This window comes from Tunturiibacter gelidiferens (assembly GCF_013410115.1).
Lineage (GTDB): Bacteria > Acidobacteriota > Terriglobia > Terriglobales > Acidobacteriaceae > Edaphobacter > Edaphobacter gelidiferens.
In genome coordinates this window covers 1,140,609-1,154,120 of the sequence record NZ_JACCCV010000002.1, presented here as the reverse complement: position 1 = coordinate 1,154,120, position 13,512 = coordinate 1,140,609, and the positions used below count along the sequence as shown (strand labels likewise).

9 protein-coding genes and 1 tRNA gene are annotated in these 13,512 nt (G+C 58.2%); 3 read left to right on the top strand and 7 right to left on the bottom strand.

The genetic code is table 11. The annotated features are described in order from the left end of the window. Positions 1 to 48: 48 nt before the first annotated feature. From HDF12_RS16855 to HDF12_RS16840, 4 genes are all read right to left on the bottom strand, one after another. Complete coding sequence (locus HDF12_RS16855) at positions 49 to 1,428, bottom strand: FAD-containing oxidoreductase (protein ID WP_179585206.1); 1,380 nt, start codon at positions 1,426 to 1,428, stop codon at positions 49 to 51. Next, positions 1,425 to 1,889 (bottom strand): DUF4126 family protein, encoded by a 465-nt coding sequence (locus HDF12_RS16850; protein ID WP_179585204.1) that lies wholly within the window; start codon positions 1,887 to 1,889, stop codon positions 1,425 to 1,427. Before HDF12_RS16850 ends, HDF12_RS16855 begins: the two co-directional genes overlap by 4 nt. Before the next feature lie 212 nt (positions 1,890 to 2,101). Then, positions 2,102 to 2,578 carry a nuclear transport factor 2 family protein gene (locus HDF12_RS16845; protein WP_179585202.1) on the bottom strand — a complete coding sequence of 159 codons (477 nt, stop codon included), beginning with the start codon at positions 2,576 to 2,578 and terminating at the stop codon, positions 2,102 to 2,104. Positions 2,579 to 2,621: 43 nt separating this feature from the next. Beyond that, positions 2,622 to 2,795, bottom strand: a complete 174-nt coding sequence (locus HDF12_RS16840) for a hypothetical protein (RefSeq protein WP_179585200.1) — start codon at positions 2,793 to 2,795, stop codon at positions 2,622 to 2,624. 624 nt (positions 2,796 to 3,419) lie between these two features. Here HDF12_RS16840 and HDF12_RS16835 point away from each other — a divergent pair. Further along, positions 3,420 to 3,788, top strand: coding sequence for an AraC family transcriptional regulator (locus HDF12_RS16835; protein ID WP_179585198.1), 369 nt, complete (start codon positions 3,420 to 3,422; stop codon positions 3,786 to 3,788). A gap of 172 nt (positions 3,789 to 3,960) precedes the next feature. Here the strand turns inward: HDF12_RS16835 and HDF12_RS16830 are convergent. The 3 genes from HDF12_RS16830 to HDF12_RS16820 form a co-directional block, all read right to left on the bottom strand. Beyond that, positions 3,961 to 4,037 (bottom strand) — tRNA-Pro (locus HDF12_RS16830). A gap of 387 nt (positions 4,038 to 4,424) precedes the next feature. Then, positions 4,425 to 6,065, bottom strand: a complete 1,641-nt coding sequence (locus HDF12_RS16825; RefSeq protein ID WP_179585197.1) for a hypothetical protein — start codon at positions 6,063 to 6,065, stop codon at positions 4,425 to 4,427. An 87-nt stretch (positions 6,066 to 6,152) separates the two neighbouring features. Next, a complete protein-coding gene (locus HDF12_RS16820) occupies positions 6,153 to 11,387 on the bottom strand; it encodes an MBG domain-containing protein (RefSeq protein WP_179585195.1) in 5,235 nt (1,744 codons plus the stop codon). 436 nt (positions 11,388 to 11,823) lie between these two features. On the opposite strand from HDF12_RS16820, the gene HDF12_RS16815 reads away from it, so the two are divergent. Beyond that, positions 11,824 to 12,948 carry an XdhC family protein gene (locus HDF12_RS16815; RefSeq protein WP_179585193.1) on the top strand — a complete coding sequence of 375 codons (1,125 nt, stop codon included), beginning with the start codon at positions 11,824 to 11,826 and terminating at the stop codon, positions 12,946 to 12,948. Beyond that, positions 12,945 to 13,502 carry a nucleotidyltransferase family protein gene (locus tag HDF12_RS16810; RefSeq protein ID WP_179585191.1) on the top strand — a complete coding sequence of 186 codons (558 nt, stop codon included), beginning with the start codon at positions 12,945 to 12,947 and terminating at the stop codon, positions 13,500 to 13,502. Before HDF12_RS16815 ends, HDF12_RS16810 begins: the two co-directional genes overlap by 4 nt. Positions 13,503 to 13,512 lie beyond the last annotated feature (10 nt).

Here is a 13,512-nt window from a genome sequence, read left to right as displayed (position 1 = left end):
TACAGTTTTAGCATTTTTTCGGAGTAGGAGAAACCCTGAATTTGAATTTCACCTAAGTGGTCTCATCGATTGGAGCATCGTGGGAATCAGCTCCGAAACCGTCGGATGAATGTGAACCGCGTGAGAGAGAGTAGTGTAGGGGGCGCCTGCGTACATCGTACTCAGGATGCAGTGAATGGCCTCGTCTCCGCCGGTTCCCAGGATGGCGGCTCCCAGAATTTTTTTGCTCTCTGCGTCCACTAGTATCTTCATGAAACCCTGCGACTCTCCCTTCTCGACGGCACGTCCAACTTTCGTCATTGGGCGAGTTCCAATCAAGGCAGCGCGTCCACTCTTGCGTACCTGCATTTCGGTGAGACCGACCTGTGCCAGAGGCGGGTCAACGTAAAGGGCGCTCACAGGGATGCGGTCACTGACTCGCCGCGAGGCCTTGTCGAGGAGATTATCAGCAACAATCTCAAAGTCGTTGTAAGAGGTATGAGTAAAAGCTCCTCTACCGTTACAATCTCCCAGCGCCCAGATTCCCGCAACGGAGGTTTGGAGCTGATCGTCTGCAGTGATGTAGCCGCGCTCATCAGTCCGCACGCCGGCGGCTGCCAGTCCAAGATCGTCGGTGTTCGGCCGTCTTCCAACGGCAAGCAGGATCCGCGATCCTACGACCCTAGGATGACCCTCAAGGCAGTCGAGCCCGATCGCTACTCCTTCGCCGTCGTTTTCAAGTCGGATACAGTTTGCGTCGAGACGAAGCTGAATACCCTCGGACTGCAGGATCTCCTGAACGCCGGATGAGAGGTCGTGATCCTCGTTGGGTATGATCCGCGCTTTGCGCTCGACAACTGTTACCTCAGCGCCGAAGCGGCGATACATCTGAGCAAATTCCAACCCGACGTAGCTTCCACCTACGACAATGAGGTGTTGTGGCAGTTCATCAAGATCGAGGACGGTCGTGCTGGTCAGAAAAGGAACCTCGTGGACTCCAGGCATATCTGGTACAGCCGGCCTCGCGCCAACGTTCAGAAAGATATTCTTCGCGTGAATCACCTCGTCGCCAACCCGAATCTCATTCGGAGACACGAAGCGCGCAGTCCCTGTAAAGACCGTGCATCGCTCCATGCCTCGCAGCCAGCTTTCGATGCCTGTTCGAGACTTCATAACGATGGCGTCTTTGCGAGCCAGGACTTGCTTCATATCAACGCTCACCGGTTCGCGTCGTATGACTCCGAAGTCGCTTCCTCGGCGCGCAATATGCGCTGCATGCGCGCTCGCGACCATGGCTTTGGTCGGAGTGCATCCGTTGTTTACACAGGTGCCCCCGAATAGCTTGCGCTCGACGATGGCGACCGTCCAGCCGGCCTGCGTGAGTCGGCCTGCCAACGATGGTCCTGCCTGTCCGGCACCAACGATGATTGCGTCGAAAGACTGTTTCATCCGAGTCTCGTAACCACCACGATAGCAAGTATGATCGCCACGGCGTCCTCAAGCAAGGCGGCAGGGAGATCTTTTCCAAAGACCTCACCAAGTTTGGTGCGTACGGCGGCGCCCCCAAGTGTGCCTGCAACCGCGCCCACGGCGCCGGCGACAAGGCCGAACGTCAGCGACTGTCGTGCTGCTCCCACCGCCGCTCCAGCGAACGCCCCGCTGATGACCCGCGCGATGAATTGAGGAGGCACCTTGCGGCTGGGAGTCTTGGGCAGTTTGTCGTTGATCAACTCACCGATAGCGAGGAGTGTAAAGATGTAGGGTGTCGCCGCATATCCTAAAAAGGCGAGAGGAGTGCCCTGGAGTGGCAAGATACCCAGCCGGGCTGCCCAACTTACGGCCGCGGGTGCGGTCATAGCGCGGAGCCCGGAGACAATACCAATCAAAAATGCAAGCGCAATGATGAACATAATGCTCCTGTTGCGGAGAGATATTTTACTTGTCGTGTTGACGGGGGCTTTGCGACCGCATATGAGCCGAAGATAGCTTGCCTATTTACTAAGCGTTGTTGGCTGAGGATATGTCAGGGGTGTGATAAAAGAAAGACCCCAAAAGCATACGCTGCCACCAACCCTTTCGAGGGGCTTCGGTGGCAGAGCCTCACGTCGAAGGGTCGTCGAGCCTAAAGGCCAAGCTCCGTAAGGCCCGGGTGGTCGTCTGGGCGCCGGCCAAGTGGCCAATGAAAGAGCCGCTCACTCTCTTTGATAGGGAGATCGTTGATGCAGGCATAACGATGGTGCATCACGCCGTCGTTGTCGAACTCCCAGTTTTCATTGCCGTAAGAGCGGTACCACTGGCCGGTTGCGTCATGCGATTCGTAGGCAAAACGAACCGCGATGCGGGAGCCTCCAAAGGCCCACAGCTCCTTGATGAGCCGATAATCCAACTCCTTTTGCCATTTGCGAGTGAGAAATTGAACGATCTGCTCTCGTCCGTTGACGAACTCAGAGCGATTGCGCCACTTGCTGTCGACGGTATAAGCAAGGCAAACCTGTTCGGGATTGCGCGAGTTCCAGCCGTCTTCGGCCTTGCGTACCTTAAGGATTGCCGTCTCCTGCGTGAACGGCGGGACGAGTGCGACTGCCTGTTCCTTGCTCATACCTCTGCTCCTTCGAACTGCGCCGATGGCCGGTAAACATACACTATCTGTGAAGCATTACGGTCAGAACAAAAACAAACAGAGCAATGATACCGACAACTGTGCCGAGAAGGCCCGTCGCGATAAAGATCGTTGCCGAGCGTTTGTTCTCGGGTTTGGGCGGGGTGATGCCGACTGTCATGATGAAGCCGTCGACTACTCCCTGTATAAGTCCCATCTCAGTTTCCTCTCCCTAGAGATACCGGATTTTCAATGGGCGCATGTGGCTGATCTTGCGGTAGGTTGTCTGTTCTTGCTGGATCTATGATGAATAAGGGAGATCGCGCATGACTGGGTTCGGTGGCGGGACAAACGGAGTGCTTCGTAGGCTCGACGCCGTCCCTTGCCACGACCCGATGAGGTCGAAGCGCATCTCCGTCTTAATGGAAGGGGAGTCGGTGCCCCTGCTCCCTGGACAACCCACTACCAATAACGAACGCTCACCCTGGACTGGCATGATCCTGGAGAGGCATCGCCTCGGCGCAGTAGCCATACCAGAGCATGAGCACACACGTTTTGTCTGCATCTTCAATCCAGTGGTCCGGTCGAGATGGACTGGAACAGCTCCGGACAAAAAGGCCGTGTCCGATCGGATGTTGGCAGCCTAATCCTACTGGCGCCGGGGACCCGAGACAGCCTGCTCTGGCATGGGCCTTCGCAGCGTATCGTGGCATCTCTGGAGCCATCGCTGCTCAGTCAGGCTGCCGAACAAATTGGTATCAGAGGGCTATGCGACTTCGAAAATCAGTGGTCGTTTCAAGATGAACAGTTGCGTCTCCTGCTAACGGAGATGGAGCGAGAGATGAGCGCAGGCTGGCCCATGGGATCTCTTTATGGAGATATGTTGGGGATGTCCTTGTCGATAGCTCTCATCAAGAAGTATGGGCTTACTTCATCGGCCCCCGCCAGAATAAAAGGCGGCCTCTCGCGCCCGAATCTCCGGCGAGTGCAGTCCTACATAGAAGCAAATCTGCATCGCGATATTCGCCTCCAGGAGTTGGCGGCCCTCACAGACCTAAGTGTCTTTCACTTCGCACGGACTTTTAGGGAAAGTTCAGGATCCACGCCGCATCAATACATCGTGGGTATGAGAGTCCAGAAGGCGAAGACATTAGCCGAACCCGAACAAAAGGTCCAGAAATTACCGCATTGGACGATCAACCAACAGTAGCCCGGCCAAGATATTGGGAACTCCTCTTTTTGGGCAAAAAGTGCACAGAATGGCGAGCTTCAATACCGTCCCCGGGTGGAAACAACGCTTTCGGTGTACTCCGCGGCGGCACCAGTTCGAACACGACAAATGGCTTGGGCTGTAAATTGTTGAAAAGCAAGAGGGATTTAAATGGTCGGGGCGAGAGGATTCGAACCTCCGACCCCCTGGTCCCGAACCAGGTGCGCTACCAGACTGCGCTACGCCCCGAATGTGCTGCGGTGAGATGTCGATGAGAGTGCTTTCCGTAAGGCTCAAGCGCGCGGGTGGGCTTGCAGGATCGCTATACCGACTCAGGTAGTTTAGCAGATTTGGCGGCGGGGTGGCGATGGAGCGGGAAGCGGTGACTTCGGCTGTGCTGGTTCGAAGTGAGTTGCGGCGTATCGAAGACAGGAAGCAACAAGGGAGAAGCAAGGTGCGGGCGCTCGATTGCGCGGTTACGCGATGATCTATTGAGCTGGTACTGGCGAGGTTAGGATGTTCGCGAGTGCGCTGGCTGAATGGGCGCTTCAGGTTTACCGTGAGGCGGAAAATAAGAAGAAGCCTGGAGCTCCTCCTCTCAGGTTTGAGACAAAAGTCGATCAGATTCGTGATTGGTTAGTGATTCGTAGTGGATTTTGGCTTAGCGTATGGCTGGCCCTCCCGTTTCACCGAGTTTGCGTCGAAGGTAGCCGTGTCCCCGGGGGTGAATGAGGCTCCGTCGGGAACGAGTGTGCTGTCGAGGACGCGACCAGGTTGGCCGCTGGTTCGCATCGAGATGCGTGCAGGATCGATTCCTTTTTCGTCGATGAGGTACTGCTCTACGTTGAGGTCGCGCTGGGCTGCAGCATCAGGCGTTTCATCGTCGGAGTGTCTGCCGACAATTACCAGTTTTGAGGTGGTGTCGCGGTTGAGGGTGAGAGCGATCTCGTCCAGGCAGGCCTTCCCTTCGTTGTCGACGCGGACGGGACGCTTCAGATCCCGCTCAAACGAAACGCTGCAGAGGGGGCGTACCTGCGGGACCGGCGGAGGTGGAGGCGTGATGATTGTCACTGTGGTGTCGGCGGAGGCGTGTTTGCCGAGATCATCGACAACGTTGCAGGTGACCGTGACGATGCCTGAGGGAGCGCCGCTGGTGACGAGCGTCGCGGTAGGTGTGGTTCCGGAGATCTGGCCAGCGGAGGCGGAGTAGGAGTAGCTGAGGGTGAGACCCTCCAGGCTGCTCGCGACGGCTGTGATGGTCGAGGGGTCGCCGGGCATGACGGTGCTGGGGTTGGCGGAGCAAGCGATGGAGGGCGGAGCGGGGTTATGGATGCGGAAGCCGGCGGAGCAGTTGGCGCTCTCGCCAGGGCGTTTGCCTTCGCTGACGTGACCCGAGACGGTATAGTCGCCTGGTGCGAGGCCTGCGGTGTTGATGTTGGCTGTTGCGTCGTTGTTGGTGAGCTCACCGCCGCTGGCGGTCCAGGTGTAGGAAAGCTTCTTCTTCGCTTCGAGGTTTGTAGCAGTGGCTGTAACGGTTACGGGATCGCCAGGGAAGACGTTGGTTGGTTGAACGGTGCAGCCAAGTTGGACAGGTGGGGGAGGCGTTTGCTGGCCGAAGCGCAGAACTACGCCGGCAGAGAGGCGGTAGGCAGTGATATCACCAACGCCTCCGGTTACCTGGGCGGGGTCGACTGGACCGTAGTCAACGTGGGAGTAGTTGAAGTCAGCTTGGGCTATGCGAAGGGCGATGTGATTGTTGAAAACTGGCAGGACGAGGTCGAGACCTGCTCCGGCGGTGACGCCCCAGCCCCAGGTGCAGGGTTGGAAGGCTGGTCCGCCTGCTCTGGCTCCGCCGCCGAGAACGTGGGCGAAGGGGATGAAGCGGCCTTTTTGGTAGCGGAGAACAGGGCCGGCTTGGGCGGTGTAATAGCAATCGTTGGTCCCGTTCGGGAAGAAGCTGCCCTCGGCTTGGACGCCCAAGTAACGATTGAAATAGGCGGTGGCACTTGCGACTGCACCGGCATTGATGGGCTGATAGACGAAGGGGGTGATTTCGCTGTTGAAGGGATGGAAGTAGGCGTAGCCGCCGTAGAGATCGAGCCGCGAAAAATCGGGAGGTGGCGTGGAGGCGGTTTTGACCGCCTGCGCTACAGCGGACAGCGGCGAGGCTGCGATGCAAAGGGCGACGAGGAGCTTGGTCCCGGAATTGAGTAGGGCACTCGTGAGGCGCTTGGTGTGAGGGCTCAATTTATTGGGGCTCACGGGGCGGAGATGCATAAGGATGAAACCTCCAACTGCGGTGCTTTCCTGATTTTCTTTACCCTGTATGTCCTGTGAGATTGCCAGGACACACGGGTAGCACTATTACTTCCCGACGGACAGAAAAACCGAGGTAGATTGAGCCGGCGTCGTGAAGTTCGCGCTGGTGCCGGTGATGTTGACGGTGTAGGTCTGGAATGTGGTGTTGAAGCAGCAACCCGCCAGGCCAAGGATACCGAAGGAAAGAAGGATGACTGCGAGAAGGCGAATCTCGTGAGTACCTAGCTTTCTGCGGCGCCGGAGTCCGGCAAAGAAGATGCCAAGTCCGGTGAGTTCGACCGGGAAGACGGCGGCAGCGGTGATTGGGGTGAGATCCATGGGTTTGAGGTTAGGGATCGATGGATTGCTAAGTTTGGCGTCGGCCGCGGTAGTGTTGATGGTCAGCGCGACAGTGGCGGTGCCTCCGGCGGTGAGTGTCGGATTGCTGGCGAAGGTGCATGTAGCGTCAGCAGGAAGGCCAGAGCAGGAGAGATTGATCTGGCCCGCAAAGGCTCCAACGGAGGTAAGTACGATCTGATAGCTCGTTGCACCAGGACCGCGAATGAGCTGAGTGGGAGGCGTGGCGGACATTGTGAAGCTGCCCACGGGAGCGTTGATGACTTGGGTGAGGGTGGCCGAACTGGTGGAGAAGTTGGTGTTGGCCTGGAAGATGGCGGTGATGGTGTGGCTGCCTGAGGTAAGAGCGCTGGTGGCGAATGTAGCGATACCGCTGCTGTTCAGGGTACCGGTGCCGAGGAGATTTCCGCCATCCGAGAAGTTGACGGTGCCAGTGGACACACCAGTTGTGGTGGTGACCGTGGCCGTGAAAGTGACGGTGGTGCCAGCGGCTGCAGGCGAGCCGGAACTTGTGACCGTAGTGACGGTGCCGACAGGACTGATGTCGAGCGTGCCGGGGTGGATGGTGGCGATATAGTTGCCGGCAGAGGTTCCCGAGACGCTGGCACCGATGGGGTATTGGCCTGCCGCGGACGTGGGGGTCGCGACGGTCGTATAGGTGACGACTACGTCGTCGCCAGGGACTACGCCGGTGACGGTTCCAGAAAATGCGGGGTTGGGTGCGCCGTAGAGACGGCTCGCGCTGTTGACGTTAATGACTAGAGCGCCTTGATTTTGGGTAATGGTGAGCGAGCCGTTGACCAGGTTGACGGAGTAGTTTGAGAGAGCCGCGCCGGAGACCGAGGGAATGATCGGGTAGGTGCCCACGGGGGAGTTCAGAACAGCGGAACTGTTAAACGTGGTAGCGACAGAGTCGCCTTTGAGCAGACCGGTGGTTGTTCCGGTGAAGACAGGGTTCGGTGTGTTGTAGGTGCGCGTGGCATTAGTCGCCGTAACGGTTAGCGTGGCTGGGGTAATGGTGAGAGTTCCGTTTGTCGTTGTTATGGTGCTGTAGTTGGCGGTCGCAGGACCTGAAACAGTGGGGATGATCGTGTAGGTACCAATCGGTGATGTTGGTGTGTCCGTGGTGGTGTAGGTAATGGTGAAGGTATCGCCGTTCAGGGCGCCATTGACCGTGCTGGTAAAGGTGGGATCGGTCGCGCCGTAGTTGCGTGTGGCGTTGTTAGCAGTCACGTTGACAGTGATGGAGGCCTGAGTAATCGCGAGAGTTCCCGGGGTAACCTGGACTGTGTAGTTGGAGGCTGCAGGACCGCCGACCGCGTCATTAATCGGGTAGGAGCCGACTGGTGACGCGACAGTGGCTATAGTCGAGTAAGCGTTCGTGAAGGTATCTCCGTTGAGAGCGCCACTGACAGTGCTGCTGAAGATTGGGTTGGCTGCTCCGTAGGTCTTGGTCGCGTTGTTGACCGTGATGGTGAGGACCGCAGGCGTGACGGTGAGGGTGCCGGCAGCGACGGTGATGGCGTAATTGCCGACGTTTGCTCCGGCCACGGTCGCGTTGATGGGATAAGTTCCAGCAGGCGAGGTGGCTGTGGCCGGTGAGGTATAGGCGATTGTGAGCACGTCGCCGTTGAAGGTTCCCCCACTAACGGTATTGCCGTTCAAGACGCCGAGGGTGGTGCTGTTGAAGGCGGGATTGGCTTGGCCGTACTGACGGCTCAAGTTGAGAACTGTTACGACGATGGGAGCCTGAGTGATGGTGAGGGTTCCGGGTGTGTTCGTGATCGCGTAGTTGGAGAGGTTTGTTGTCCCAGCCGTGGTGAGAGTCGCGATGATCGGGTAGGTATTTACAGGAGAGGTGACGGTGGCGGTGCTGGAGTAGGCGACGAGAATCGTGTCGCCCGAGGCAACTCCGGTCAGTGAGCCGGTGAAGGTAGGGTTGGACGCTCCGTAGAGGCGGGTAACGTTGTTGACGGTGACGTTGAGCGCAGCCGGAGTGACCGTGAGGTTCACGTTACCGGTGGCGGGCAAGTAGTTGGTGTCGCCGGAGTAGTTGAAGGTGAGTGTGTAGGTGCCGACGGCGAGGCCGCTGTTGGAAGCGTTGCAGGTGGAACCTAGTCCGAAGGTACCGGTGACGTTGCAAACAGTCCGTGCACCGAGGCTAAAGGTGATGGTGCCGCTCGGAGAGGGGCTGCCATTGGTGACGTTGACGGTTTGAGAAAAGGGTTGGCCGTAAACTTCGGTTTCGGCTGGCAATGTGAATTGAAGCGGCGCAATGACCTTTCCGGTTCCGGTAAGCGTGATTGTCTGAGGGCTGTTGTACGAGTTGGAGATGATAGTGACGGCGGCCGTCAGCGAACCCTTGGCGGTTGGAGTAAAGACGAAGCCCAGGTTGCAGGTGGAACCCGAGATGATGGTGGTACCGCAGGTGGTAGTGCCCGGATCGATCGTGAAGTGAGGATCGGAGGTGGTAATTGAACCGTTGAGGGTGAAGGGAGCAGAGCCAAAGTTACTCAAGGTCTGCTGGATGACGCCGGAGCTTTGGCCAACCAGAACGTTGCCGAAGGCGAGCGTGGGATTGGGATAGGTAATCTCGCGGACGGAGTTGTTGCCGTTGTCGACTTCGAAGAGATCGCTGTTGCCTTCAACGGCGATGCTGAGGGGGTTGTTGATCTGGGCGAGGTTGGCGAAGCCGCCATCGCCTGAATTTCCGGCAGTCCCGGTGCCAAGGGTGGTCGAGATGTTGCTGCCGCTGCTTGTGGTAGAGACGAAGACAGTGTAGACGGTGTTAGCGGTGGCATCCGCAATGTAGAGGTCTCCAGCCGCATCGAAGGCTAGGGAAGACGGAGAGATGATGGCGGTCCCTGTGGCTTGGCCAGCAACTGTTGTGGTCGTGGTTCCATTTCCGGCAATTTGGTGAATGATGCCGAACTTATCCACTGCGTAGACGAGATGTCCGCCTGTGTCGGCGATGTAGAGGATGCCGGTAGCGTCGAGAATGAGGCCGCCAGGTGAGACGAAACTGGCAGTCGTGGCGAGGACGCCGTCGGCCGAGGAGTTGGTTCCGCTGCCTGCGATAGTGCGGCTCCCGCCACCTGCAAAGACCTCGATCACGTTATGCGTCGAGCCTGCCTGGGCGATGAAGAGGTTGTCGAAGCCATCGACATAGATGGAGGTTGGCGTATCAAGGCCGGTTACATAGCCGGTATTCAGGCTGCCATCGACGCCAAAGCGGGAAACTGTGCCGTGAACGGCGTCGGTTATGAAGTAGTTTCCGGTGGAGTCAATTGTGATGGCTGAGGAGGTGAGTAGGCCGGATCCTCCGGGAATGATGGGAAATGGCGGGCCGCTGACAGGAAGCTTTAGGAGGTTGCCCGAGCCGGGAGTTGCGCCAGTTTCGAGGATGTACGCGTTGCCGGCAGGGTCTACCGTTACTGCTGAAGGAGCGGTAAGGGAGCTGACAACAGTTTTCACGATACCGGGGGTGAAGACACCGAGCGAGCCGGTTGCCCTGCCTTCGAGCCCTTGGGAGATGCTGTTGCCGGAGACCGAGTCGGCGAGCTTGATGGGAGCGCTGCGCAGTCCAAGAAGAGTGGGTGTGAAGCGAACAAAGACCTGGCAGGTAACAGGTGGCGCGCCCGGAGCCGAAGGGGTAAGGACGCCGGTGCAGGTATTTGTGATGATGTTGAAGTCTGGCCCTGAAGTAACAGATAGATTTACTTTCTGGTTGACAACAAAGGTGACCGGGAGGCCAGCGCTGAGACTCCCGACTGGCGTAGGCGGGAAGATGATGTTGCTGCTGAGTTTGCGAAGGATGCTGTTGCTGGAGTCAGCGAGAGAGAAGTTGCCTAGGCTGTCGACGGCAATTCCGCGGGGACCGTTGAGAGGGAAGTCGAGTGCGGAGGTTCCGTCCTGGACCGGGCTGTAGGAGCCGGAGGCGCCATTGGGGAGGCCCGCGGTGATGGTCACGCTGGATGCGCCCAGGACGTAACTGACCACGACATCGGGAGTGGTCTCGGTAATGTAGATTGACTGCGTGGGCGAAAAGGCTAGACCGTATGGCTTGTTCAGTGCCGTGGCGATTGTGCCTGAGTTGTCATTGGAGCATTGGCCGACGGCTGTTTGGAACGTCAATAGGCCGACGACCTGGCGGACGCAGTTGTTGCCGGTATCGGCGATGAAGAGATCTCCTGCGCCGTTGATTGCGAGACCTGAGGGGGCGTTCAGCGTGACATTGCCGGTGACGCCGGGGCAGGTTGTAGAAACTAGTGCAGAAGGCGCGCCAGCTAATACGCAGAGGCTCGAGGAAGGAGCCTGGAGCAGGACCTGATAGGTGCTGAGAGCAGCGGGGACTTCAGTATCCTGAATGGCGATGTAGAGGTTGTTGCTGGCGTCAAGGGCCAGACCGTTGGGGTTCGGGGTGGTTGAGACTGCGGAACCGCAGGTGCCGGAGACGGTGGTAAGCGAAGCGACTCCGGAGGCTCCTGCGGCGAGTTTGCGGACGCAGTTGTGACTACTGTCTGCGATGTAGAGGTTGTTCGAGCTGTCGACCGCAAGACCCGTGGGTTGGTATAGACCCTGGGAGGGGGCCGGAGTGCTGTTCGATGAAGTGGAACAGGTGTCTCCTTTGCCCGAAACAGCGAGTCCGACCAGGGTACTCATCGACCCCGAGCTATCGATTTTGCGCACGCAGTTGTTCAACGTATCCGAGAGATATTGGTTGCCGTTCGAATCGAAGACAATATAGGACGGAGTGTTGAGGCTGACCGTTGTCGCGGGTCCGAAGTCCCCGTTGAAGCCTGGAGTGATGGTTCCGGCATATCGAGTGCCGCTCTGCACCAAAGTAAGGGCCTGGGCGTGTGCGAGAGACGAAACGGTGGCGGATGCAACGAGAACGACCAGGGCAGACAGGGCCTGAACACCGGCAAGACGGCTGAGATGCATGAATGAAGCTCCTAGGTTCGTGCTACAAAGTGAATCAGGACGGACGCGCAAGTGCAGGTGAAGCGGTTCTTTTGGAGTTGCGACGCTCCATCAACGGTAGGTATCCGGTCTCCTGCGCCAAAAGTATTGCATATAGAGGATTTGAGGGAACTACCTATAAAGTGGCAGTTGCAACAGCCTCGGGACGATTGAGTTTTTGGAAATTCGAGCAATCTTCGGCTAAGAGTAAGAGAAGACGCTACAGGAGGAAGGGTGCTGTTCTGCGTAGAGTAACTACTCTCTTCGCGGCAGCTAGCCCTGTTTGAGCACTTATCTCTCATCACTTGAGATCCCACTCTTGGAACGACCCGAGGCTACGGCGTCTGCCGTTTCGATGGACAGATGAGACCCCGACGCGGAGAATAGCAGTCAGGGTTGAGGGAGGCAGACTTTTGGCATGAAAGAAAGTCGGCAGATCGTTCGGATGTGGCGGCAAGGAGGAGCAGCCGCGATGGTGACGCTTGTACGGGTCGAGGGATCGAGCTATCGACGGCCGGGAGCTCGCCTGCTGCTGGGGAAGCAAGGAGAGTACGCAGGGACGATTAGTGGAGGATGCCTAGAGGCCGAGGTGATGCGCAAGGCCGCGTGGTTGGTTCGGGATGGCGCCGTGGTGGAGCGGTATTCGACGATGTTTGATGACACGGCGGAGGTGCCGTTTGGGCTGGGGTGCGGGGGGATAGTCGATCTACTGATCGAACCGGTCGATACTCCTGAGTGCCGAGCTGCGCTCGCGGCACTGGAAGTTGCGCTTGCTGGGGATGAGGTGACGGTGCTGACCTGGCTACCGTGTGCCGGAAGGAGCCTGGAACGTGCTGTACTTGCGGCGACGGGAGATTTCACATTTGCCAGCGCGGGCCTGACAGAGCCTGAACTAATGGAGGCGAGGGCAGCCGTACTACTTCGAGGCGCTGTTGCGAATATGCTCTCTGGCGTCTTTGTGGAGCGAATCACCACTCCACAGCGGTTGTTCGTTCTGGGGGCAGGTGACGACGCGAAACCAGTGGTGAGTATGGCGGCGTTACTGGGTTGGAGCGTTTCGGTGATGGATGGACGGGCGCAGATGGCTCGCGCGGATCGATTTCCGGAGGCGGAGCGGGTGATCGTGGCATCTGCCGCGTCGAGTGAGCTTCTGGCGATTCGTCCTGACGACGCAGTGGTGCTGATGACACATAGTTATGAGCAGGACAGGGATCTGCTGGCCGCGGTGCTCCCGTTGCATCCCAGGTACCTTGGTCTGCTGGGAGCACGGCACCGGAGTTCGCTGCTGGTCAGCGAGGCTGCAGCGATATTGGGATGGACGGTTGGGGCGTGCTGCGACCGTATCTATGCGCCAGTGGGGTTGGATCTTGGCGGCGACGGGCCGGAGGCAATTGCGCTTGCGGTAATCGCTGAGGTGCAAGCGTCGTGCATGGGGAAGCTGGGTGCTTCGCGAAGGTTGTCGCCGGAAGATGTTGAGATTCACCTGAGAGAGGGTGGCGTCGCACGCTATTTGCAAACACAGTGTGCGCTGGATGTTGCGTGAAGCGGATCGGTGCCGTGATTCTCGCGGCTGGGGCTTCGAGGCGGCTCGGGGAGCCGAAGCAACTGGTGAAGATAGGGGCCGAAAATCTGTTGGAACACTCGGTGAGGGTAGCTCGTGAGGCCGGATTTTCACCGGTGGTCGTGGTGTTGGGGGCTTCTGCGGAATCGATCGAGGCGGAGTGTGAGTTGGGTGATGCTGATGTTTTGAGGAATGACAACTGGTGCGAGGGAATGAGCGCTTCAGTGCGAGTTGGAGTGGGGGCTCTGCATGACCTGGACGGTTGTGTGGTGATGACTTGCGATATGCCGGGTGTGACGGCTTTGCACCTACGGAGCCTGGCGGCTTCAGGAGAGGTAGCAGGGTCCACGTACGATGGTCGGCGAGGAGTGCCGGCTTATTTTCCGGCGTCCTTGTTTAAGGATCTGATGGAGTTGCGGGGCGATGCCGGAGCAAAAGATTTGCTGCGGTCGGCACAGTGCGTAGCGTTGGCTGGTGGGGAGTTGGATGTGGATACGATTGAAGATCTGGCACGTGCGCGTAAATTGTTTGGGTAGAGGCTCTCGC

Coding starts and splice junctions, on each gene's coding strand:
- HDF12_RS16855 (WP_179585206.1), bottom strand. CDS start 1,428: ATGAAACAGTCTTTCGACGCAATCATCGTTGGTGCCGGACAGGCAGGA.
- HDF12_RS16850 (WP_179585204.1), bottom strand. CDS start 1,889: ATGTTCATCATTGCGCTTGCATTTTTGATTGGTATTGTCTCCGGGCTC.
- HDF12_RS16845 (WP_179585202.1), bottom strand. CDS start 2,578: ATGAGCAAGGAACAGGCAGTCGCACTCGTCCCGCCGTTCACGCAGGAG.
- HDF12_RS16840 (WP_179585200.1), bottom strand. CDS start 2,795: ATGGGACTTATACAGGGAGTAGTCGACGGCTTCATCATGACAGTCGGC.
- HDF12_RS16835 (WP_179585198.1), top strand. CDS start 3,420: ATGAGCGCAGGCTGGCCCATGGGATCTCTTTATGGAGATATGTTGGGG.
- HDF12_RS16825 (WP_179585197.1), bottom strand. CDS start 6,065: ATGCATCTCCGCCCCGTGAGCCCCAATAAATTGAGCCCTCACACCAAG.
- HDF12_RS16820 (WP_179585195.1), bottom strand. CDS start 11,387: ATGCATCTCAGCCGTCTTGCCGGTGTTCAGGCCCTGTCTGCCCTGGTC.
- HDF12_RS16815 (WP_179585193.1), top strand. CDS start 11,824: ATGAAAGAAAGTCGGCAGATCGTTCGGATGTGGCGGCAAGGAGGAGCA.